The sequence below is a fragment of the Cylindrospermum stagnale PCC 7417 genome (genome assembly GCF_000317535.1).
GTDB classification, from domain to species: domain Bacteria; phylum Cyanobacteriota; class Cyanobacteriia; order Cyanobacteriales; family Nostocaceae; genus Cylindrospermum; species Cylindrospermum stagnale.
In genome coordinates, this window is the sequence record NC_019757.1 from 3,520,194 (window position 1) to 3,543,764 (window position 23,571).

The following is a 23,571-nucleotide window of genomic DNA, read 5'->3' on the forward strand; positions in this document are numbered from 1 at the left end:
ATTTATTCCTTGGTATTTCCTAAGGTGACTGATTTAACGCCCACTTCAACCACTGCCCAAAGGAACTTATAACATTTAAACGCTGGACTCCTGGCGCACGGGCGGTGGCGAGTCCATCGACGGCGACTAGGGCGGCATACTGCAAGCCGAGGAAACTATCAACGGCTGCATAGGGGCCACCGAGAGTAATTGCCCCGGCTGCATACATCTGCCCTTTACCACTACGCATTTCTGCTAATTCAAAATTGTTTGCTACTACTAACCGCCCTAGATAATTTAGGGGTAGGTTGTAATGTTTGACTAAGTCTAACAGTAGGGGACTGGCATCTACTTTGGCATCTAGTCCGGTGGCATCAATAATAAAGTCAGCGGCTAGATTCATTTCCCCAAAACCTTTTTCTTGGATACGGGTAATTGTGCGGTTTTGGGCATCTCGTTCTACTCCTAAGACCTCACCAAAAGCAATTTGATACCAGCCTTCTTTTAAACCTTGTTCGGTGATGCGTTGCCAGTCTTGACGGTCTGCTGTAGTTGTGCCGCCCCAGTCTGCTAGTAAGCTTTTGCGTTCTTCGGGAGTTGCTTTTTCTAACATTGCCCGGAGTTCACCACCCCAACAGGCTTTTGGCCAGTTGAAGGGTTGAAATTCGTAATGATTTTTGACTAGACGTTGGGCTTTTTGAAATTTGTTGCCTTGGGGTTTAGGCGATCGCATTAAATGCAAAACTGTAATCTGGCGGTTTTGTTGTCTAGCCTGATAAATCCGCTGGAAAATTCGCGAAGCCACAATACCCCGCCCCCGAATCAATACAGTCCCACCCTGTGCCTCTAATTGTTGATAAACATGATCGTGCGTTTCATAAGCATTGACAACGGTCTTAAAATCTTGATATTTTTCGCGATAAGCCTGCAAATCTGGGAGAAATTGAATTGCTGGATACCCGGTAGCTAAATGTAAATAACGAGTAACGACAAAAGCATGATTTCCGCCTCCCTGACGAGAATAGGCGACACAATACCTACCATCATCAGTTTTGCGAATTGATCTAACTCGCCCATAACGATAAATTTGATTCCAGCCAATGCGCTGCGCCTCTCGATCTATGGAATCAAAAACGTTAGCTGCACGGGGTGTATAAGTTTCGATAAAAGTTGGCTCAGAAAAAACTTGCCACAAATACTTAAACGCTGAGTTCATCTGACCTTTCGTGAAATCACGCCAAGATTCCCGCAAGGCATAACTAGGCCAGCCCCAAATATTATCAGGACAGGAGTCAGAATTAGAGCGCAATCTTTCCTGTAAGGGAATTTGCGAATTTAGACAAAGGCGCTTATAACGTGCATAAGGTTCCGCCTCTAATCCCATAGCCAAAATCTTGTCAGCACGGACGCCACTAATTCGCAGTAAATCAACCCAGACAAAACTACCAAGTCCCGCCCCAATTGCGAGATAATCACATTCATCCACGGGTAAGCCTGTAGCATGAAGCACTTGTACAGAGACATTTTCTGCCTGAAATGCTGGTGGGGGAAAATTGCCGCCTAGGGGCGTTGCTGGACGGGCTGGCGCTAAACTGGGGTCTGGGAGATTGGTATTGGGGTTAAACTGAATTATTGAGGGAGGGCTAATGGCTTGTGTGGCGGCGTTGACACCAAACGTCACCATGATTATGTAGGGGCCAATTTGTAACGTATCGCCATTAGCCAAAACACTGCGCGTTTGCCGTTGACCGTTGACAACTACACCATTAACACTACCTTGATCAATCACTATCGGCTGATTTTGTTCCCAGTCAATTAGGGCATGATAGCGAGAGACTTCGTTACTATTCAGCAGCATTCGCGAAACACGCTGTCCCCTGAGTTCAACGGGTAAACGGGCGAATTCTCGGCCAAATGCGATCGGCACACTCAAATTTGGTTCTCGCCGTTCTCCGGTTGCTGGATCTTCCCAACTTAATTGAATTTGGTTAGTCATTGGTCAAACAGGTCATTGGTTTTCAGCACTCAATTACTGGGTGCTACCAGTACACTGGCTGCTGCTGCTAAAGATGTACCACACCAAGTACAGCCTATTTGCAGATTTTCAGCCGGGGAAACTTTATGACATCTGGGACACTCTAAGGCATAAACTCCTCGCGGATGTGTTGGGGATGACTGTTGATGGTGGTGATGTCCTAGATTTATTTGCGGCTGAATCTGGGCTGCGGGTGACGGTGGTGTCAAAATTGTTGCCGGAATGCTGTTGATGGTCACAGCAGTAACTTGGAGTTTCATTTGTCCTAAATAGATTAAGCTGCCCTCACTAAGAGGTATTTCACCTTGGACTAGTTGCTTTCCATCTACAAGGGGGGGATTTGGCGATCGCAAATTTCTAATATAAAAGCATTGCTGTTGGTTGTGAAAAAAGATTTCCACATGCAGACCAGATACAGTCGGGTTAGTCACAACAATATCGCACTGTCGTGGATCACGACCGATGCGGACAGTGCCAAGATTTTTGCTTGGCTGTTGTTCGTATATATTCTGTATTTTATTTTGACCTGCATCGTGCCACTGTAAAGTTAGTGCGTTCATTCTTCTAACTATAGGTAAATCGTGTTTAGCTACTTCAACTCCTGTCTGTGCGATTCCTAACACGATTGAGCAGTGGCCAGCAAGTCTTGAGAAGAAACTTCAAAAAATAATTATCTCGCAGACGCTAATCTATCAGCAATACGCGTAGTTTCTGGCAGGCGATATTTTAGCGTGCAGCGCAATACGTAATCAATCGCCGTCGGTAGGCTGATTCGATGGCCACTAGAGACATACACAGGTTTCACCCCCGTGCGCGTCCGTAAAACTGCCCCAATCTTGTCACCTTGATGTATCAACGGTTGCCAGCTACCTTTCGTATCTGGTAATTCCTCATGCTTGCCAATTAGCAACGATTTTGCTACGCCAATTGTCGGCATATCCAGCAACAAACCTAGATGGCAAGCTATCCCAAATCTGCGGGGATGAGCAATTCCCTGACCATCACACAGAATAATATGTGGTGTAATTTTAATTTTTTCTAAAGCATCGAGAACAGCGGGGATTTCCCGAAAGGACAGGAAACCAGGAATGTAGGGAAAAGTTGTGGGACGGTATGCTAGGCTTGTCTCCACCACTTGCAAATCGGGAAAACTCAGCACTGCTACAGCTGCACGGCTAACTGTACCATCTTCGAGAAAACCCATATCCACACCGGCAACATACTGGACAGGTTCTTTCAGTTGATCTGTGGTGATTACCTGTGTTTGCAGGCTTTCTTGGATAGCTATGGCTTCCTGTAGTGTCGAGGGCCAAGCATGAGGTTGATAAATTTTCATGTTTAAATTGGGAATTAAAAAAATTCGGTTCCGAAATGGTTGCTGGTAACTGTGTAGCTACAGATATCTTTAATTTTAAAGACAATGTAACCCTTTGCTAACATACAAATACTAAATTTATTTGTAGTTTGCCCAATATTAGCAATCGGTTAACTATAGCTTACTTACAAAAATCTAAACATGCGTAACACCAGCATAAATTTTGGCAATAATTTTCAGTTCAGTTTTTATATCGTCGGGGGAATATTGTTAATATTTGCAATATTTCTCCGTCCCTTTACTATAGTTAACGCTGGGGAACGGGGCGTAATCATGAAATTTGGCAAAGTCCAGGATCAAGTTTTAGATGAAGGCATCCACCCAATTATGCCCATTGTCACATCGGTTAAAAAACTCAGTGTGCGTGTAAAACAAAATAGCTTTAATTCTGATGCTGCTTCCAAAGACCTCCAAAAAATCACAACAGAACTCGCTGTCAACTGGCACATTGATCCAATCGAGGTAAATAAGGTTTTTCAAAGAGTTGGAGATCAAGAACAAATCATTACAGGAATAATTACCCCTGCTGTATCTGAGGTTTTGAAAGCAGCAACCTCAAAACAAACAGCAGAAGAAATCATCACCAAGAGAACGGAACTCAAAGAAGAAATTGATAAGAATCTCAAAACCAGGTTAGCAGCTTACGGGTTGATAGTTGATGATGTTTCACTAGTAAATTTTGCCTTTTCTCCAGAGTTTGCTAAAGCAATTGAATCTAAACAAATAGCTGAACAAGAAGCAAAACAAGCAGGATTTATTGCTCAAAAAGCTACTCAAGAAGCTCAAGCAGATGTCAACCGAGCTAAAGGTCAAGCTGAAGCACAAAGATTACAGCGGCTAACTTTAACACCAGATTTATTGCAAAAGCAAGCAATAGAAAAATGGGATGGGCGCTTTCCAATGGTAATGGGTGGTAATGGCGCCGTACCATTGATTAATATTAATCCTGATAATTTAGCCAGTGCCGAAAAGAAAAATTAGTTTTTGGTAATGTAGCAGGGGTAATAATTTTCTATTTTGCCCATGTTATAGTAGCCCTGAATCACCCATGAAAATTTTTATTTTTTCTCTCTGTGTCCTCTGCATAGTTTAGGACAGTCAGTGAGATACACCGAGCTTCAACACTGGAGAATTCATTATGTTGCGGAAAATGTCGTCTGCTATAAGCGTAATTTCTAGCTCAATAGCAGTAGGATTTTTATTTAGTGCTAATGCGTACGGAAACCAACAATTAGTTAATACTCTTAATGCCGAAATTAACTCTGGCAATCAAGCTCTAGACTACTTAATTCAAGATGTGTGTGTGGACGCTTGAGACTATCCGGTTCTCGGAGACCCTGCGGTTTGCTCTGACCACAGGAATATTCAGATAGGTGAAAAGGTTCCTTATCTGATTACAGACAAGGATACAGCAAACGAAAACGCGACCTATCAGGCGCTTTTTAGCTACCCCGTGCCAGGAACTGATGGAGTCCTGAAAATCGTGGTCTCCAAAAACATGCAGGGTAACTTTAATCCATCTTTTCAATACAACTTTCTCCAGTCGCGCGACGGCTATGATTTAATCGACACTTCTGGATCATATATTTCGGCAATTAGAACGTCAGACCCTGGTTGCTACGAGCAAAAGTTCGCTCTTAATTCAGTCCAGCGAACAAATGGATGGATATTCTTTGCACCGGGTGGCGGTGCTGGAAGCAAGCTTCACAACATAATACTCACTAGGCTAGATCCCGCTCCGCCGTCTCCGTGTATTGCAGCTAATACAGTTAACGGAGTTTACCAATCCGTAAGCCAAGTGACGGACAATTCCGTTCAAGATATCTGGCATTCTCCAACGGCTATTTCATTTGAATCAGGAAAGCAGTTGCAATCAATCGTTACCTATCACGTGGCTAATTATGATCTGACCCGGCAGAATAATGCTATTGAGCGATTCTTTTTTACCCGTGAATATGGATTTACTCGATGGGAGGCATGGATTCCTCTTTCTCGCTGCACAAGCGAAAATGGGGCAAATTCCCCGGTATGTAATCCATACAGTCCGCAAAATTTACTCAAAGGGCGGTGTGAAGTGAGCAACCCTATTCCCGGAACTAGTATCTGGGGCAATCAGCAGTGGGTTCGCGTAGACTGTCGGGACAGCACTAACTATATCGCTCTTTCTAATCCCGTTATTCCGCTCACTTCCACAATGGCGCGAACGAATAATCTCCTGGACGTAGATTCCGACTCAGTCTTCGCAGCACAGCCTGTTGTTTCTTGGAACGTTCAAGGCGCGGGCAGCTATCACGTAGCAGGAAATGATAATTTCACGGGTTGGGAGATTGCTGCTAATAGTCAGTACAATGTACTCACCTATGGATCATATGTGCAGGGGTTGCCGGTTGGAACTTCGTATGCGCGATAGAGATGGTAATGATGACGACGTGCCACCGATAAAATATGCTTACTTACATTGCATAATCTTGCCGAGATGGGGTGATAAATCTATAAATAGATGCCCTCCGAGAAGTTGATATCCCCCTGACTACAGGGGGTTTTTACTAGATAAAACGGACGGAGGAACTGGGTTTATTGGCATAATGTCTAGCTAAATCTAGCGCTATAAAGTCTCTATTAGGATTTTTTCTTTGATGCTTCGGATTCTCGGCTCAATAATATCTGCGTTAACGCCGTAATTTTTAGCCGCTTGAGACATATTCAACTTTAACAAATTATCATCACCCAAATCTTGAATATTTTTAGGCTTAGATGGTGATATATGCAGAACTTTGATAATTTCTGATGCTATCGCTTTAGCTAATAACGGTGGCACAGAATTACCAATTTGGCGAAAACCATGCCATTTTGTCACATGAAATCTAAACCAGTCTGGATAAGAATGTAAACGCGCAGCTTCCCTGACAGTGATACATCTGGGAATATCTGGGTGAATCGGCCGAGGAGAAGTAAATGAGCCTCTATTACTAGCAGTTCCCGCTCTAAGTGTATTACAAATACCTTTAGGGTCAAGTTTATGTAAGCGGCTGATAGGTTCTATTTTACCAGGTAAAGTAGACGCGAATCTTTTAATTGATTCTTCAGTATGGAATGTTCTTAAACTAGATGTGAGGATTCTAGAATTAGATTGACGTTGATAAGAATAGTTATTGGATTTAAAGTAAATATTATTAATTTTTTTCACATAATTGCTTGGGTGACCAAAATCTGCAACTACCCAGTCTTGTTCATATAGTTCTGAATAATTTTCAATGACAGGCAGTCCTTGAAAAGCTTTGCTAACTGTAGGGCTTAATGGGAGGTTATTACTTTTAGCTATCTTTTTTTTAGCAGGTTTAGAAGTTGGTAAAGGATAATTTGGTAATTCTAAATCTTGACGACAAGCCAACAAAAATAATCGCTCACGATTTTGAGGTACTCCATATTCTGCTGCATTTAAAATTTTGTAATTTTTGAGAACTTGATAACCGTTTTCTTCAAATTTATAAATGATTTCTAAAATAAACTCCTGGTGTTTTCCTACAGTCATCCCTTTAACGTTTTCTAAAACTACAAACTTGGGTTGTAACTCTAGAACTAAACGGATATAATGATCAACTAAACCGTTTCGCGGATCATCCAAATTCCGTTTACCTATTAAGGAAAAACCTTGACATGGTGGTCCACCAAATACGACATCAATTTCTTGCTCGCCAATATCAGAGAAACTTCTAATTTCTTCGCTGGTAATTTCTACAATACTTTTACAAAAAATCTTCCAAAATGGAAAATTAAATTGGTGGGTTGCACAATGAATTGGGTCGATTTCAACAGATGCTAATACATCAAAACCCGCTTGCTCAAAACCGAGAGTCATTCCCCCAGCGCCGGCAAATAAATCGACGGCTATTGGTCTTTTCTGAGCATTATTTCGTCGTGATAAATTTGTGCCTTTTCCCAACTGCAAATCTAAAGGCTCTAACTGGGTAGCATTTGCAGAATTTCCTGGGCGGCGCGATCGCATACTCCTACTTCTCCCAAACACTGCCGCATTTCCTGATAATCTGCCAACGTTTGCTCTCTCCGACTGGGATTGAGTAGCAATTCCATTGCCGCTTGGGTAATATTTTCTGGTGTGGCTTGCTCTTGTAAGAACTCTGGCACAATTGGCCTCATCAGTACTAAATTGGGCGGTGAGGCAAAGGGAATAGAACCTTTGAGGATGTTACGGGCAAACCAAGCCGTAATTGGGCTTAGGCGGTAAACTACGACTTGGGGCACATTGAACAGAGCCAGTTCTAAGTTGACAGTACCAGATTTAGTAATGGCAAAATCAACAGCGGCAAAAACTTCTTTTTGTTGATCTAATATCACTGTAGCTCGTAGACCGTAATGCTGGATCGCCTCCTCAATTGGCTGTCTGTAGATTTCTAAAGATAGGGGAATCCAAAAATGAACTTCAGGTAATTTACTTTGAATAGTTTGGGCAGCTTGGAAAATTACTGGTAATAAATATTTTATTTCTTGGTGGCGAGAAGCGGGCAAAAGAGCGATCGCCATTTGGTCTGGCTCAATTCCCAATTGAGCGCGGGCTGCTTGACGACTGGGAGCTTTCTCCATCCGGTCAACAAGAGGATGTCCCACCCAACTAACATTAGCGCCATTTTTTTGATAATAACGGGCTTCTTCGGGAAAGATTGCCAACAACTTGTCTGTAAAACTGACAATGCGGGTAGTGTTATCTACATTCATCGACCAAACCCACTCTTGAGGCGCGATGTAATAGGCCACAGGCACTTGGGGCAAATGCCGTCGCATATAGTTGCCAATACCAATATTTGGCCCCATATAGTCAATTAGTACCACTAAATCAGGGGGATTTTGCTTTAGGGATGCGATCGCCACTCGTTGTACTTGGAGAGTTGGCAAAATATAAGGCAGGGATTCGATCAGACCCATTGAACCAATACCACTAGTATGACCCAAAATGGTTGCCCCCGCCTCTGCCATTTTGTCACCACCTAGAGCCACAATCTCTAACTCTAATCCAGCAGCTACAGCTTGACGCTGTAGCGCTGTAATTAGTAGCGACCCTTGCAAATCGCCAGAAACTTCGCCAGTGCTGATAAATATCCGCATTTACTCACAGAAAATAGAAAATAAGGAATAGGTAATGACGAATGAAGAATAGTAAATCAATTCAACATTCATAACTCATAATTCAAGACTCATCACTTACACCTTTTTTCCCCTTTCCGGGAACCAAACCACGCCTTCCTGGCATTTGGGATAGTAGCAGAAAGCGACGCAGATGCTGTAATTCTGTGGTATCCCCTAGCTGTTCCAGTTCTTCCAAAGCTTGCTTAAAAGTTAAGTTAGAGCGGTAGAGAATGCGGAAAGCTTTTTTCAGAATTTGGAAGTCCCCTGAGTCCATACCAGAGCGTTTAAGTCCCACCAAGTTGAGGGTTCTAATCAGCGCCGGATTTCCCTCCACTAGCATGTATGGGGGCACATCCCGGTCAATGCGTGCCATACCTCCCACCATTGCCATACCACCGATATGTACAAATTGATGGACACCTAAAACCCCACTCAGTCTAGCGCGTGACTCTATGTGAACATGACCCGCCAACGCCACAGAGTTGGCAATTACCACAGAGTCTTCAATCACGCAGTTATGGCCCACATGGACATAAGCCATCAACAAGTTACCGTCACCAATTACAGTCGCTTCACCGCCGCCAGTAGCGCGGTTAATGGTAACGTACTCACGAATCAAATTATTGTTGCCAATTTTGACCCAGGTAGGTTCTCCCACATATTTGAGATCCTGGGGTTCCATGCCGATAGCTGCACCCGGAAAAATCTGATTTCGCGCCCCAATTTCACACGGGCCTTCTAGCACGACGTGAGCACCAATTACAGTTTCAGAGCCGATTTTGACATGCGCTCCAATCACAGCATAGGCACCGACTTGCACTGTTGGATGGACTTCCGAGTTAGGATGAATTACAGCAGTTGGATGAATAAGCGTCTTCAAGGGTGAATCTCCAGAACTGTCTTGAGGGGCCAGTGCCGTGCTCATAGCGTGAGTTGAGGCGACTGGCATTGCTGTGTATTAAATATTCAGTGTCCGAAAGTGTCGGGCAAAGTAAGTGAGCGTGTGAGGGCGTCGAAAATCAAGAAATTATCAAATGCTCTTGTGGCTTGTTGGTTTTACTGCTATGTTTTGGCAGTCCATCGGTTGGGCTACTTCACGGCTATGCCCACACCACGCAAGCAAATTAATTATTAGCTAACTAGAGAAAACATAAGTTCGCCTTCAGCAGCTAGCTGACCATCAACTTCGGCGCGAGCTCGAATTTTACTGAAACGACGTTGTTTTATCCACAACAGTTCCACGGTCATCACTAGCTGATCTCCCGGTACCACTTGGCGACGGAAGCGGACTTTATCGATTCCGGCAAAAACGAACAGTCCACCTTCACTATCAGGCATTTGGATCATGACTATACCCCCGACTTGTGCCATTGCTTCGACAATTAGCACTCCCGGCATTAGTGGACGTCCTGGAAAATGCCCTTGAAAATGGGGTTCATTGAATGTGACATTTTTAATACCCACCGCTCGTTTACCGGGTACGTAATCAATAACCCGGTCTACAAGTAAAAAAGGGTATCGGTGGGGTAGGAGTTGCTGAATTTCTTCAGATGTGAAAGTCGTTTTAATTTCAGATATAAGCGTATTTTCATTATTTCCCTGAGGTGTAGTAGATTCTGGTGTAGTCTCGTCGATGGAATTGGCAGTGGGAATTGACATTGGTAGTGTAGTTGATTTGCAATCTGGAAATTGAGTAGGCTGGTGTTGAAACTGCTACAGGATATTAAATTTTAGATCGAATCTAAAATCTTTTGGGCTAGTTGAATGTGTAAATTGTGACTAGCCTTATACATTATGAAATGAGCTAGGGGGAAAGTTCCCAATAAACTCAAATCTCCTACTAAATCCAAGATTTTATGACGTACTGGCTCATTTGCAAATCTTAATGGCGGATTTAACCAACCTTCATTCCCACAAATGAGTGCATTATCCAAACTGCCACCTTTGATTAATCCTGACTGTTGCAGATATTCAATTTGGTGCAGTAAACCAAAAGTACGAGCGGGAGCAATGGACGCAGCAAAGCTAGCAGAGGTATTTTCTAAATCGCCAGTTAGTGACCAACTGTGCCATTGATTACCAATAGCGGATAACTCAAAGTCAATACCATAGCTAAAGCGGGTTTCTGGTGCTGGGAGGGCGCAGGCAAAAGCATCACCTTGATAGACCCATAAAGGCTGCTGAATAGCCAAAGGTACTTTGTCACTGGTGACTGGTTGTGAAACTAAGCCAACTTGGGCGATGCTGTCTGTCCAAAGCATTGCTGAACCGTCTAAAAGCGGCACTTCTGGCCCATCGATTTCAATGCGAGCGTTATCCACACCCATCCCTACCAGGGCCGCCAACAAATGCTCCACTGTACGAACGCAGACCTCACCTTTACCCAACTGAGTTGATAGAACAGTCTGACTAACCGCCGTGACTTGGGCGGGAATAATTGGCAAGTCTGGCAAATCCACCCGCACAAAGTAGCGCCCACTTCCCACGTAGGCTGGTAGTATCCGTACGTGGGTACTCACACCGCTATGCAGTCCCACGCCTGTTTGGGTGATTTCCGCAGCTAAGGTGTGCTGTTGCATAGGTGGAAATTCAAGATATTAAGGTTAGTATTGTTCATGTTCAGTTTTTGGTAAAAACCCTGATCTACCCTCAAAAATGTCACTAATCCCTTTATGGGAATAGTATTAGGGCAAAAGTAAAAATTAGCAAGTCAATAAGAAAATAGATTAGTCAAAAGTCAAGAGTACAAAGCGTTCGCGCAGCGTCTCAAGGAGAAGCGTTCTGACTAATGACTAACTTAAAACCTTTCGCCAATACCAAAATTAATGCGGCTGTCGCCATCGTCGTTAAGTCCGTAGTCTATGCGAATTGGCCCAAGCGGGGACTGCACGCGCACACCGAGACCATATCCGTAGCCACTACCGTTTTTGTTCAACACTTCGGCTGTTTTGGTACTAGTTCCTAGGTCACTACCAATATCAAAAAATAGTGCGCCGCTGACTACGGAGAAGACAGGGAAGCGATACTCAACAGATGCTTGCACATAACTGCGTCCACTGCCTAATCCTCCTTCTTCATAGCCCCGTACAGAATTGCTACCACCAATGGTGAAGGCTTCGTAGGGAGGTAAATCACCGAGGACAGTGCCCCCTTGCAAGTTAAAGGCTAGGGTTTGTGGTTTTTTCCCGATAAATTTTACGGGGAAATATTGGCTGTAGTTACCCCGTAATCTAGTCAGGAGAATATTACCTGTTCCTATGGGCACTGACTGATCGACTCCTAAGCGGAGGTAAGAACCGCTGGTTGGTTGCAAGGGGTTGTTACGGCGATCGCGCTGTGCCCCTAGTTGGAATAGTAGCAAATCATCTTCACCTTTCCCCGATTGGCTTAGGGGAATGAGTTCTCCTGGTACTCCATTTGTGAAGATTGTTCCCTCTTTTCTAATATCGCCATCGGCATCACGGGTAGAAACTCTTTGATACTGCAAGCCAGCTGAAGCAGTCCATTCAGATTCTTTGTAGGGATTGGCGGAAAGGGGACGGGTAAAGGTGACACCACCACCGAGACGGGTAATGCGGGGGCGATCGCCTTCTGTTGTACCCGCTTCAAAAGTCTCAATATCGTTATCCTTGCCATCAAAAATTAAAGAAATTGAACGACGGCGGAAAACATTGGCTGTGTAAGAAGTCCGATAGGGGTCTCCTGCTATCCAAGGATCTGTAAACCGGAGGTCAAATAGTAGTTCCCGTTGTCCCACTTGTACCTCGGCTCCCAGTTTTTGGTTTCTTCCCCCTAAGTTTTGCTGCTGATAGCTAACAGTACCAAACAGTCCACTAGAAGAACTAATCCCTGCCCCGGCGGCGATAGAGCCACTGCTGCGTTCAGCGACATTCACCACTACATCCACCTTGCTGGGGTCAGTACCAGGATCAAGAGAGACGTTTACATCTTCAAATAGACCAAGTCCAAATACGCGCTGTAGGTCTTTTTGTACTAGGTTCCGGTTGAATACTTGTCCTGGCTTTAACTCCAATTCCCGTTTAATAATATACTCCCGCGTCTGACCCCGAATCGGGTTTCCCTTGTCGTCTACCTCCTGACCCTCTTTATTGCGGAAGCGGACTTTAACGTTCTCCACAACCCCTTCTGCTACTTTGAGGGTGACAACTCCATTTTCTGCGACTTGCGGCGCTCCAATCACGTTCGCTAGCACATAACCTTGGTCTTGATATCGCTTGGTTAACTGCTTCACCCCTTCCTGCAAGTCACGCAAGTTGAGGATTTTGCCGTACTGTTCGCGAAAGATTTCATCTACAGTATTGTTCGGGAGTACGGAGGCAACACCAGTGCCAGGATTGGCTTGCACCTCTACCTTACTCAGGACGGGGTTAGGCTGTACTACAAAGCTCACCCGCACGCCCAATGGTGTATCTTCTGGCACTGCTTGGACGTTGGCAAAAAAGCCTGTACCAAAGATGGCATTAATATCTTCTTGTAGTTGGGAGCGGGTTGTTGTCTGTCCTGGTTGGGTACGAATTACTTTGTAAACTTGGTCTTCCAGTTCCGAGGAAATTTGCCCTGTTTCCGATTGGACTAATACTTCCGACACCAGCACGCGGGGTTCAGCCGCTTCGGGCGTCGTCGGAAAAACAGGTGGCGCTGTTGGTGGATTAATGTCCTCTTGAGTGGGATTAGTCTGAGAATCTGGAGCAGGCGTTGGTTGAGGAGTAGAGTTTGGAGTGCTTTGCGGGATTTGTGCCGTGATTGGGGCGATCGCCGTTGGTAATTTCACCTCTGTTGTCCCTAGTGCTGTTGTGTTGGCGGTTAGGGTGATTGGGGTGATCGCCGTTGGTAATTTCACCTCTGTTGTCCCTAGTGCGGCTGCGTTCGAGGTTGGGGTTATTGGCGTTGACAAGGTTGGGACTATAACCTCTGGCGTCCCCATCGCTGCTGAGTTACCTGTTGAGACTTTGACAACTGGGGACTGGTAAGGCTCTGTCTCCACAACTACTGCTGTTAGCTTGGGGTGAGATTCTCGACTTTCACTAGCGTGACTTTTTCCGATATCTGTTTCTGGCTGCTGATTTGTTTCTGTTGTGAAAACCTCTGTTGTCTGCTTGAAAGAGTTAGCGGTTTGTGCATTTGCGCTCAGAGAGCCGCCCAAAGGGGTTGCAATGGCTACCGCTACTATCAATCCGGGAGATAAACGCATTTTATTTATATTCCTCTTCACTACCACACACCATTACAAGGCAATCATGCTCTCAGGCAAAAGGTAAAAGTAAACACATAGTTTATTACTTTTGCCTTTTTACTGTACAAGGCACAAGGCAAAACTAAAAAGAAAGCCTTTTTACTTTTTATAGTTTTTACCTGTTTAATTTGTAGCTTCTACTACTTTTAACACTCGTCGTAAAACCTCCTGGTAGGCATCCTCTACATTTCCTAAATCACGGCGGAAGCGGTCTTTGTCCATTACCCGGCGGTTAGGATCTCCTTCAGATGCATCCCATAATCGGCAGGTGTCAGGGCTAATTTCATCTGCCAAAAGCACCTGCTGTTGCGAGTCCAAACCAAATTCGAGTTTGAAGTCCACTAGGGTAATACCACACCGCTGCCAGAAGCCGATGAGAAAATCGTTGATTTGCAATGCTAGATGGGTAATGGTGTCGACTTGTTCCACAGTGGCTAGTGCGAGCAGGAACAAGCGATCGCGTGTCAGTAGAGGATCACCCAATTGGTCGTTTTTGTAATAGAACTCTACTAAAGGCGGTTGGAGTACAGTACCCAGTGGTAGCCCTGTCTGCTGACAAAGACTACCAGCGGCAATATTTCTGACAACTACTTCTAAGGGCAAAATTTTTACCGCCCTCACCCGCATTTGATTTGGGGCTGGACTATCAATAAAGTGAGTCTTAATGCCAATAGCTTCCAACTGTTGAAACAGCTTGCTGGAAATGCTACAGTTTATAGTTCCTTTTTCCTTAATACTGCCACGTTTTTGGGCGTTAAATGCAGTGGCATCGTCTTTGAAATCAGCCAACAAGACTTCGGGATCGTCCGTTGTGTAGAGAATTTTCGCTTTGCCTTCGTATAGCTTAGAATTAACAGGCATGGTTACGGGTAAAGTCCTAGGCGATGGGCAGATGTTGTCGTTACAGGCTTAACTATTTTATAAGAAATCTGCCTGAAAACCCTTGACTTCAGTCTAGAGGTCAAAGGCGCAAGCAGGTTTTAAACTGTGACGATTCTCTTAATTCCCTCAGAGATGACGGGAAGAGCAAAACCCTGCAAGTCCTTGCCTTGTATCTCCCGCAAGTCCTCCGTGGGCAATGACCAAAAAATACACTCGCCAGCGGTTCAAGAATAATTCTCTTTGGCTCTGGTTAAACCTTGCATAAAACTATATTCTTTCACAGTTAATTTAGTCAGGTTTTTGCGGGAATAAAATTTTGAGCTTGAAAAAATGGTATATATTAATACATTTTACTGTCCGATCAGGTGAAGTTGATTAAAATCCAAATTTCCCGAATCATAGAATAAGATCAAATAAATTGGTAACTTGGCTAAAAGTAAAGTAACCTCTGTTGCAACTTTGGCATAATTTTCGTGTGTAATACTTGCTGTTCAACGATTTCAAGCTTTATTATCTTTTGTCAAAGCCGGAATTGACTTATTCCCCCATAACCAAGTCACCAATGGGGTGGAATAATTTGATTCATATCTGACATAAATAGAGATGAGGACTAATCAACGGTGACTAGTGATTCAGCTTCAGAGATGAAAATAGGAGAGGGCTTGAATAAATGGAGAAAAAAATGGTGAGCAAAGATGATTTTCTCTACCCTCGTGGTCGCTACTATGGTCATATAAAACCGGAAAACTTGGTTTTTAATGCCAATCTACAGGAATTCGCCCAACGAGTTAGCTACGTCTGCAACTTAGAAACGGGTGGAAAACTGCCGCCAGATGAAGCTTATAAACAAATAAAAGCGCTATGGAAGCAGTTAAAACGCACGAAAAAACAACTGAAAATTGGTGAAGACCCCTTTCAAAACGATAGCTCTGATGCTGAAGGCTGAAGCAAGGAGAGCAGGGGTAGAATTCAAACCTCAAAAATAAAAAGTAAACATAAATCAAAAAAGGACTTTACCTTTTAACTTGTATTTTCCCCGCTTTCTGCCCAAATCATGTGAGCGATTGCCTATTTGGCAGTCATTGTCCAAACACCATCCCAGGAATCTAGAGGTGGTGTCTGTTGGTAATTCCGAGGGCGCTCTAGGTGGATATTAACAGCTCGGTCTGCGGGCTGGATGCGTTTGGCAACTTCAAAGTAGGCGATCGCACTTGGGACGTTGCGCCCTAAATAAGCAGTGATACCACCTCAGCCGCTCCCAGGTTTTCCGTTAAGGTTGTATAGCACCGGATATCAGAAAACAAGATAGTGACATCCTTGCGCTCTAGTCAGGGGATTGACGGCAAGATTAGTGCTGTGCTCTAATTTTTGCACCACATCAGCACTGAGAAACTCGTTCAGAAAAGATTACCTTGTGATAATAATTTTGTAGCTGGCGTGTGGCAGCTGCCCATCCCCAACTTTCTGCTTCCTTCCGAGCATTTTGACGGATAATCGCTCGTTCTTGTTTGTGCTGTAAGAGACTAACAGTAGCGGCGATCGCAAATTGGATATCTGCTGTAGGCTCAAACAGATATCCATTTACCCCATCTGTGACAATATCAGGTATTCCCCCAGAACGGCATGCTACGACTGGACATCCCCCAGCCATCGCTTCTAGCAGCACTAATCCTAGCGTCTCTGTTCGGGAAGGAAAGATAAAGGCATCAGCGCTAGCAAAGGCAGATCCTAACTCCTGTCCCATGAGATAACCTACAAAATGGGTGTTTGTACCTGCGAAGTGTTTTTGCAGTGCTTGACGGTGGGGACCATCTCCTACTAGTGCCAACCGGGAATCGGGGATGGCTTCTAAAATTGGTTTGATGCGCTCAATTTCTTTTTCAGCAGAAAGACGCCCGACGTAAAGTAGTAAGGGACTTTCAGGATGATTTTCCGACAAACGCGATCGCATTTCTACACTAGCCAAATCCGGGTGAAATAACTCTGTATCCACCCCACGCTGCCACAAATCTACTCGTTCAATACCATGTGCCGTTAATTCGTCGACCATTGCTGTCGAGGTACACAGATTTAATGCCGCTTGATTATGAGCACCCTTGAGCAATTCCCAGAGTAACCCTTCTAGCATCCCCAACCCGTAATGTTGGAGATATTGGGGTAAATGGGTATGATAGGACGCCACCAGGGGAATTTTCAGAACTTTGCTATAAAAAATCCCGGACAATCCCAAAACTGCTGGATTCACAACATGAATAATATCTGGCTGAAACTCTTCTAAGGCATAACCAATGGCTGGGCGGGGCAATGCCATTTTTAACTCTGGATACAATGGTAGGGGAAAGCCAGTAACGCCGTAAACTCTCGCTCCTTTGTGTTCAGTGATGCCACCTTCAGGGGCAATCACCAAAACTTGATCTCCATTGCGTTGTAGATGGTCAACAGTGTGGCGCAGGCGCGTTACAATGCCGTCAACCTTGGGCAAAAAGGTTTCAGTGAATAGGGCAATTCTCATAAAAAACTATTCAGTACAGGCAGATCATCCCAGCTTTTCTGACTTTTCGCTAGACTCTGCCCCTGCAAGTCCACCTTTGGGAACCCAAAGCCTGGATGCTCAAAACTGAATGGTCGCCCTACTCTGCTTCAGTAAGACGACCAATTTTAGGCATATCTGACCCTAATTTCTGTGCCAAGAGACTTTGGGCAGAATTTGTGTGTTATCAACTCGTTTTTGATACTTGATGGCAAAGTTCAACAAAGAATCGAGTAGAGAATCAGATAGATAGTGGGGATTTAAACCTAAATCAAGCAATTTGGTGTTTTTCGCGTTGAAGTAATGTTCTTCTTTTTCAACTCTGGGGTTATCCAGGTGATCGATTTCCACATTCAGTCCGATCGCAATTCCAGCGTTTTTCACCATCATTGCCAAGTCGCCAACGCTGTATTGTTCGGTAAATTGGTTAAATACGCGAAATTCACCGGAGGCGGCAGGATTCGCGATCGCCAATTCCACACATCTCACCGTATCCCGAATATCTAAAAATCCGCGGGTTTGTCCGCCCTTACCATAAACCGTCAGGGGATGCCCAATGGCGGCTTGAATGCAAAAGCGGTTGAGGGCTGTACCAAACACGCCATCATAATCAAGGCGGTTAATTAACAGTTCGTCCATCCCTGTTTCTTCGGTTAAGACGCCGTAAACTATACCTTGATTTAAGTCTGTAGCCCGCAATCCCCAAATCCGACAAGCAAAGTGGATATTATGGCTATCATGGACTTTGCTTAAGTGATACATTGAACCGGGCTGTTTGGGATAAGGCAAGGTATCCTTACGCCCGTTGTGTTCAATAGTGATGTACCCTTCTTCAATATCGATATTGGGTGTACCGTATTCACCCATTGTCCCCAGCTTTACCAAGTGGCAGTCTGGGAAATCTTCCCGGATCGCATACAGTAAGTTCAAAGTACCGACCACATTATTCACTTGGGTCAGAACTGCATGTTCACGGTCAATCATGGAAAATGGTGCCGAACGCTGTTCACCAAAATGTACTAGGGCGTTTGGCTGAAATTTGTGCAGCGCTTTGGTGAGAAACTCGTAATTAGTAATATCACCGATATACAGGTCAATAGATTTACCTGTTAAATCTTTCCAGCGCTGGAGGCGTTGCTGAATTGGTGCGATCGGGGTAAGAGTTTCGACACCCAGTTCATTATCCCAGTGCCGTCGCACCAAACTATCTAAAATTCCAACTTCATAACCTCGACTAGAAAGGTAAAGTGCGGTTGCCCAACCGCAATACCCATCGCCACCAATAACCAGAACTTTCATCTTAACCCTCCAGGAGATCCCCACCATAGCTGTACTCAGCTTGGTGGTGGGAGGAATGGAGGGTAAATTGTGGAACGCCCCCTAACTGTTTTTTTGCGTGAGCAAAAACAAGGCAGGGGACAGTTGAACAATTTACAAATCTTTGGTTAGGCATAAAATAGTGATTGATTTGACTAGTACAAGCCCCTTGCGGGGTTGGGTAAGTAGAGGCGTAGTACTTGCCCATTTCTCTGTATTGCCGAGAATCGCCTTGCTACGCCAGTAATGTTAGCCTGGACAATGTTTAAGGTCGGTACCCTTGCGGGTTCGATAGAAGATTCCGACGCGAGGCGACAGAAACGAACTATCTCACTATCCAGAAGACACCAGCTTAACCCTCTAAGCCTGTTTAATCCCCCAGTTCTAGTGCCTGGAACTGGCTACGCATTCCAGGGTAGGTCTTGAACTCTTGCCTTAAACGTAGTACGCACGGTACTTAGTCGGGTCAACTAGGGCAGTCGTTTGCCCCCACTGTGCCCAAAGGGTTGGTGGTGGGTTGTTGACCTTTACAAGTTTTTACTCACTGATAGCTAAATCTACCAGGTTTCTGCCCCCTCGCCATCATCATTCTGAGAGAGGCGCGTGATAGTTAATAGTTTTTCCAATTACCTTTTTCCCAATTACCTATTCCCGAATTCTGTATTGCTGAGCAATGTAGTAAAACAAACGATAGTAATTTTGAAATTCTTGGCTGTTGCTTTGTCCCTGCCAGTAGTATTTCACTTCACCCTGAGTTAGTGTCAGTTTCATCAAACTTACTTTTTGACCAACTTCGACAACCAGCACTCCAGAAACTCCTTGGACAGTTTGAAAGTTTTCGTTGATTGTTTTCATCCCTTCCCGGTTCTGGGTACTCGACCCTGGTAACTGATGACCTGCCCACCCTCGAATCTCTACAGAGTTGTTATTTGGTGAAACTAAGGCAATACCATCATTATTTTCTGGGGTGGCCAACGAAGTCCAGTTGCTGGGATATGGAAATTCAAAGCCATAACGGGAATTGCTGTAAGTCTTCCATGCGAGGTCAGAGTCTCTGAAATTAGATGTGCTACACCCCCAAAAGGCGATCGCTGTGCCAACACCAAAGGCGAAAGTATAAATTATTCGCCCCAAACTACAGGTTTTAACAGCAATAGACATCATTACACCCTTTGCCAAACTTACAGATCACAGAGTGGGGCGGCTTTTATTCCATCCCACCGCCCTTTGGTAAAAACTGGGCAACCGTTTCATAAATAACTTACGTTGATGACGATGTCACTAACTGCAAACAACAGTCAAGGAAACTTTATTAACAAATGTAACAAAATAGCTGTCAAAACGCTTTGCCATCTTGACAACAAACAAAGAAGTCGATAACTTAGTTACATACCCGGGTAAGACCGTTAAAGAGTTATATGCAAACTAAGCAAAAGGTCACTTTGTATTTGTCGCCGGAACTGCACAAAAAACTAAAGATTCGTTCAGCAGTCGATTCCGAACCAATGTCCGAACTTGCGGAACGTGCCCTATTTTTCTACCTCACAAATTCAGAATTGGTGGAAGAAGTTGAAGCTTCTTCCCTCGGTCGAACTCATAGAGTTTATTCTTGTCCCACTTGTGAAAGTTCACTGGTCTTGCGCGATGGGGAGTTATTGACCCTAGGTAACCAACCAGGGGTAATTGGTCAAGAACATCTTCCCATAGATGAGATGAAGCAAAGTGAAACCCATCCTAAGGGTGAAGAAGAATTGGTTCCTTGCTAGATAGGAATTATGAATGACTAATTCATAGTTCGGTTGTCTTTACCAAAAGTAATGGCTGTACTGTCTGTTATAAGGTCTCGTGTAGGTCGATAGATATGAAAGAAGAGCTCAATATACTCATTCAAGCTCAATACCCTCTAATCTACCTTGTGACCTCCGAGGAAGAGCGGGCTGAGCAGGCAATTTCTACCATCGCCCAATTATTGAAGCCCCTACGTCGAGTATACATTTGGACAGTTACTCACGGCATAGTGGAGTACGGTCAACCCCGGAATGTGACCCAGCACAACACCGTGTCTCCAGAGGCAGCGATTGAGTGGATCATCAGGCAGAAAGAACCCAGTATATTTATTCTTAAAGATTTACATCCATTTATTGATGCGCCGCCCACAACCAGATCGCTGCGGGATGCGATCGCCAGTTTCAAGGGAATGCAAAAGAACATCATTTTGATGTCTCCCATGCAGCAAGTTCCCATCGAACTAGAAAAAGAAGTTGTCGTCCTCGACTTTCAATTGCCAGACATGGCTGAGTTGAATAAAGTTTTAACCCACCATTTAGAGCAAAATCGCGGTCGGCGATTGACTACAGAGGCGCGAGAAAAACTTATAAGAGCAGCTTTGGGTCTAACTAAAGACGAAGCTGAAAAAGTATATCGTAAGGCGCAGGTAACTACAGGGCGTTTGACGGAAGATGAAGTAGATATAGTTTTATCTGAGAAGAAGCAGCTAATTCGGCGCAATGGCATCCTAGAGTACATCGAGGAAGATGAAACCATTGATGCTGTAGGCGGCTTAGAAGAGTTAAAAAAATGGCTCAAGCAACGCTCCAACGCCTTTACAGAAAAAGCGCGGGAGTACGGGTTGCCTCAACCAAAAGGGATGCTGATTCTGGGAGTTCCCGGTTGTGGTAAGTCGCTAATTGCCAAAACTACTTCCCGGCTGTGGGGTTTACCAATCCTGCGCTTGGATATGGGGCGAGTATACGACGGCTCAATGGTGGGTCGAAGCGAAGCAAATCTGCGGAACGCCCTAAAAACAGCAGAATCAATTTCGCCAACGATTCTGTTTATCGATGAGTTAGACAAATCCTTTGCTGGTAGTGCAGGTTCCGGCGACTCTGATGGCGGAACTTCCAGTAGAATATTTGGTTCTTTTCTCACATGGATGCAAGAGAAGAAATCTCCAGTGTTTGTAATGGCAACGGCTAACCGTGTAGAGCGATTACCTGGGGAGTTTTTAAGGAAAGGTCGGTTTGACGAAATTTTCTTTGTGGATCTGCCGACTCCAGAAGAACGGCAAGATATTTACAACATCCACCTGACCAAGCGCCGGGAAGACATTGCTCGATTTGACCTTGAGCAATTAGCAAAAATGTCTGACGGCTTTTCTGGAGCAGAAATTGAACAAGCGATCGTCGCGGCAATGTATGAAGCTTTTGCCCAAGATCGGGAGTTCACCCAATTAGATATTATCGCTGCACTGAAAGCGACCCTGCCACTGTCTCGCACGATGCAAGAACAGGTCACAGCTCTTAGAGACTGGGCCAGACAGCGCGCACGACCCGCCGCAGCCTCCGTTGCTGAATATCAGCGAATGGAGTTTTAAAAGCTTTCCTCTGCTAATCCCAGAGGGGAAAGGCTAGCTGACAAGGCTAGCAGTTTTGAAAAAAAGCCGCCCCCCATAAGCGCGGCTTCGCCGAAAAGAAACCGTTGTCGTTTTTCTCACTCTTCTCTTTTGGAGGAAACCCACATGTCTCATTTTAGCACTCTGCGTACCAAAATCACCGATGCCGAAATCCTCAAAGCTTCTTTGCGCGACTTAGGTATTAGCGTAAAGACTGAAGCAGATGTCCGTGGTTATAACGGTCAGCGCGTACGTTCCGACATCGTTGCTACATTGGAAGGCGAATATGATTTAGGTTGGTCTCGCAATAGCGATGGTTCTTTTGACCTCATCGCTGACCTGTGGGGCGTTGCTAAAAAGCACAACCAAACCGAGTTGATTAACTCCATCAACCAAAAGTATGCCGTTAACAAAACTTTGGCTGAAGTAAAACAACGCGGCCTGCAAAACGCCAATGTCAAGTTGGTACTGCAATAATAATTTCTCTGCGCGTTCCCAAAGCTCGACGGGCTAACCATGTAATAGCGGTTAGCCCGCTTTTTTATGAGGCTGGGATTTATGGCTGCAAATCTTCACGCCGCGTAAAAATAATTTGCTCATCAGCTTGCCTAAATTCAATATTAAACTTATCAAATACAACTTCTCGCCCTAAAAGCAACTGTTCTCCACCTGTATTAGTTTGTAACCATGCTACAGGGGCAATAAAATTGTGTTCATCAATTGTCATTTCCACATTGCGTAAAACATATTCAACTCTGCCACCTATGGTTTCAGCTAATAACTTTGATTCTGCATCAGCTAAAGCATAGCCTAAATCTTGTCCGACTTTAAATGAAATTAAACTCAATTCAGCGCCAGAATCTACTAACATTGTTGTAGAAATTTCTATATCTCTGTGCTTTAAATTTACACTATAATTTGGCTGCCAATCATGGCGAGCAACTGTGCGAAAGCGAATTGGTAAAATTTCTACAGAAGCAGTGCGGCGGGGAACCAAGTAAATTAAAAAAGGCTGTTTTGCAGCATTTGCTAATTCTAAAACTTCACGTAAGTTCTCGGTGTGAGCAATTATTCCATTGGAATTGTAAGCGACATATTGATTTTTATATAAATCTAATAACATCTGGCGGTTGCGGTTCAACCACTTGAGCATCTCATCAGTTTCGCTTTTAGAAGGTGTTGTGTTCATCCTGGTTACCGTTCCTCAAGCCGATCGCACCTTCAGTATAGATCATGGAATAGCGATCGCTTGTTGATTAGTGAGATGACAAGTTACGATTAATCCCAAAGATGATACGACTACAGTGATTAGTGTCTAGAAGATACATCAGAATTCAGCTTCGGAACGGGTATCGTAAACAAGCTGAAGACATTTCTCGAAGTCGTCACCTTGCCAAGTTCCAGCAAATTTTAGCAAATCTTTAGCTTTAGAGCCACGTAATATCGGTTCTCCATCTTTTACAGGAACACTGCTTGATTTAATAGCAGAAGCATTTATTTTAGTTTTGAGATATTCGAGATAGTCGAGGGTTTGTTCCAGAATCGGTTCTGGAGTGTTTTCCATGGCCGCAATTAGTTGTTCCTTAATAGTAGTCATGAGGGGTACTGGAGGGACTATGGAAATAACATCTCATCTCTTTCGCTTTTAGAAGGTGTTGTATTCATC

Annotated in this window: 21 protein-coding genes; 6 read left to right on the top strand and 15 right to left on the bottom strand. The window is 44.4% G+C overall.

The window, feature by feature from the left end; all coding sequences use genetic code 11:
* Positions 1-19: 19 nt before the first annotated feature.
* The 3 genes from CYLST_RS14570 to nfi all read right to left on the bottom strand — a co-directional run bounded on the left by CYLST_RS14570 (position 20) and on the right by nfi (position 3,350).
* Entirely contained in the window at positions 20-1,975 is a 1,956-nt protein-coding gene (locus CYLST_RS14570; protein ID WP_015208485.1) for an FHA domain-containing protein, read from the bottom strand.
* 29 nt (positions 1,976-2,004) lie between these two features.
* Positions 2,005-2,574, bottom strand: coding sequence for an FHA domain-containing protein (locus CYLST_RS14575; protein WP_041233110.1), 570 nt, complete (start codon positions 2,572-2,574; stop codon positions 2,005-2,007).
* Positions 2,575-2,684: 110 nt separating this feature from the next.
* Complete coding sequence (gene nfi, locus CYLST_RS14580; protein ID WP_015208487.1) at positions 2,685-3,350, bottom strand: deoxyribonuclease V; 666 nt, start codon at positions 3,348-3,350, stop codon at positions 2,685-2,687.
* Between the two features lie 180 nt (positions 3,351-3,530).
* On the opposite strand from nfi, the gene CYLST_RS14585 reads away from it, so the two are divergent.
* Both CYLST_RS14585 and CYLST_RS14590 read left to right on the top strand, forming a co-directional pair.
* Entirely contained in the window at positions 3,531-4,370 is an 840-nt protein-coding gene (locus CYLST_RS14585; RefSeq protein WP_015208488.1) for a prohibitin family protein, read from the top strand.
* A 472-nt stretch (positions 4,371-4,842) separates the two neighbouring features.
* Entirely contained in the window at positions 4,843-5,799 is a 957-nt protein-coding gene (locus CYLST_RS14590) for a hypothetical protein (RefSeq protein WP_041233111.1), read from the top strand.
* 195 nt (positions 5,800-5,994) lie between these two features.
* Here CYLST_RS14590 and CYLST_RS14595 read toward each other — a convergent pair whose 3' ends face one another.
* The 7 genes from CYLST_RS14595 to purC all read right to left on the bottom strand — a co-directional run bounded on the left by CYLST_RS14595 (position 5,995) and on the right by purC (position 14,646).
* Positions 5,995-7,395, bottom strand: a complete 1,401-nt coding sequence (locus tag CYLST_RS14595; protein WP_015208491.1) for a DNA cytosine methyltransferase — start codon at positions 7,393-7,395, stop codon at positions 5,995-5,997.
* Positions 7,350-8,510, bottom strand: a complete 1,161-nt coding sequence (gene lpxB / locus CYLST_RS14600; protein WP_015208492.1) for a lipid-A-disaccharide synthase — start codon at positions 8,508-8,510, stop codon at positions 7,350-7,352. The genes CYLST_RS14595 and lpxB overlap by 46 nt, the downstream gene beginning before the upstream one ends.
* An 82-nt stretch (positions 8,511-8,592) precedes the next feature.
* Positions 8,593-9,411, bottom strand: coding sequence for an acyl-ACP--UDP-N-acetylglucosamine O-acyltransferase (lpxA, locus tag CYLST_RS14605; protein ID WP_041233662.1), 819 nt, complete (start codon positions 9,409-9,411; stop codon positions 8,593-8,595).
* A gap of 251 nt (positions 9,412-9,662) precedes the next feature.
* Positions 9,663-10,190, bottom strand: a complete 528-nt coding sequence (fabZ, locus tag CYLST_RS14610; RefSeq protein WP_015208494.1) for a 3-hydroxyacyl-ACP dehydratase FabZ — start codon at positions 10,188-10,190, stop codon at positions 9,663-9,665.
* A 71-nt stretch (positions 10,191-10,261) separates the two neighbouring features.
* On the bottom strand, positions 10,262-11,110 hold the full coding sequence (lpxC, locus tag CYLST_RS14615) for a UDP-3-O-acyl-N-acetylglucosamine deacetylase (RefSeq protein ID WP_015208495.1): 849 nt from the start codon (positions 11,108-11,110) through the stop codon (positions 10,262-10,264).
* Positions 11,111-11,328: 218 nt separating this feature from the next.
* The gene (locus tag CYLST_RS14620) at positions 11,329-13,743 is read right to left on the bottom strand and encodes a BamA/TamA family outer membrane protein (RefSeq protein ID WP_015208496.1); all 2,415 of its coding nucleotides are present in this window, start codon (positions 13,741-13,743) and stop codon (positions 11,329-11,331) included.
* 165 nt (positions 13,744-13,908) lie between these two features.
* On the bottom strand, positions 13,909-14,646 hold the full coding sequence (gene purC, locus CYLST_RS14625) for a phosphoribosylaminoimidazolesuccinocarboxamide synthase (protein WP_015208497.1): 738 nt from the start codon (positions 14,644-14,646) through the stop codon (positions 13,909-13,911).
* A 691-nt stretch (positions 14,647-15,337) separates the two neighbouring features.
* Here purC and CYLST_RS14630 point away from each other — a divergent pair.
* Entirely contained in the window at positions 15,338-15,613 is a 276-nt protein-coding gene (locus tag CYLST_RS14630; protein ID WP_015208498.1) for a DUF7219 family protein, read from the top strand.
* Positions 15,614-16,045: 432 nt separating this feature from the next.
* Here CYLST_RS14630 and CYLST_RS14635 read toward each other — a convergent pair whose 3' ends face one another.
* The 3 genes from CYLST_RS14635 to CYLST_RS14650 all read right to left on the bottom strand — a co-directional run bounded on the left by CYLST_RS14635 (position 16,046) and on the right by CYLST_RS14650 (position 19,678).
* The gene (locus CYLST_RS14635) at positions 16,046-17,179 is read right to left on the bottom strand and encodes a glycosyltransferase family 4 protein (RefSeq protein WP_015208499.1); all 1,134 of its coding nucleotides are present in this window, start codon (positions 17,177-17,179) and stop codon (positions 16,046-16,048) included.
* A gap of 162 nt (positions 17,180-17,341) precedes the next feature.
* On the bottom strand, positions 17,342-18,496 hold the full coding sequence (locus tag CYLST_RS14640) for an NAD-dependent epimerase/dehydratase family protein (protein ID WP_015208500.1): 1,155 nt from the start codon (positions 18,494-18,496) through the stop codon (positions 17,342-17,344).
* A 663-nt stretch (positions 18,497-19,159) separates the two neighbouring features.
* Entirely contained in the window at positions 19,160-19,678 is a 519-nt protein-coding gene (locus CYLST_RS14650; RefSeq protein WP_015208501.1) for a hypothetical protein, read from the bottom strand.
* 254 nt (positions 19,679-19,932) lie between these two features.
* Between CYLST_RS14650 and CYLST_RS14655 the strand changes: the two genes are divergently transcribed.
* The 3 genes from CYLST_RS14655 (at position 19,933) to CYLST_RS14665 (ending at position 22,382) form a co-directional block, all read left to right on the top strand.
* Positions 19,933-20,280, top strand: coding sequence for a slr0373 family blue light stress response protein (locus tag CYLST_RS14655; RefSeq protein WP_015208502.1), 348 nt, complete (start codon positions 19,933-19,935; stop codon positions 20,278-20,280).
* 95 nt (positions 20,281-20,375) lie between these two features.
* Positions 20,376-21,887 carry a stress-responsive protein Ycf46 gene (gene ycf46, locus CYLST_RS14660; RefSeq protein ID WP_015208503.1) on the top strand — a complete coding sequence of 504 codons (1,512 nt, stop codon included), beginning with the start codon at positions 20,376-20,378 and terminating at the stop codon, positions 21,885-21,887.
* 144 nt (positions 21,888-22,031) lie between these two features.
* Positions 22,032-22,382, top strand: coding sequence for a DUF1257 domain-containing protein (locus tag CYLST_RS14665; RefSeq protein ID WP_015208504.1), 351 nt, complete (start codon positions 22,032-22,034; stop codon positions 22,380-22,382).
* Positions 22,383-22,461: 79 nt separating this feature from the next.
* On the opposite strand, the gene CYLST_RS14670 is transcribed toward CYLST_RS14665, so the two are convergent.
* Both CYLST_RS14670 and CYLST_RS14675 read right to left on the bottom strand, forming a co-directional pair.
* Positions 22,462-23,094, bottom strand: coding sequence for a retropepsin-like domain-containing protein (locus tag CYLST_RS14670; RefSeq protein ID WP_015208505.1), 633 nt, complete (start codon positions 23,092-23,094; stop codon positions 22,462-22,464).
* Between the two features lie 138 nt (positions 23,095-23,232).
* Positions 23,233-23,502 (bottom strand): hypothetical protein, encoded by a 270-nt coding sequence (locus CYLST_RS14675; protein WP_015208506.1) that lies wholly within the window; start codon positions 23,500-23,502, stop codon positions 23,233-23,235.
* Positions 23,503-23,571: the final 69 nt, after the last annotated feature.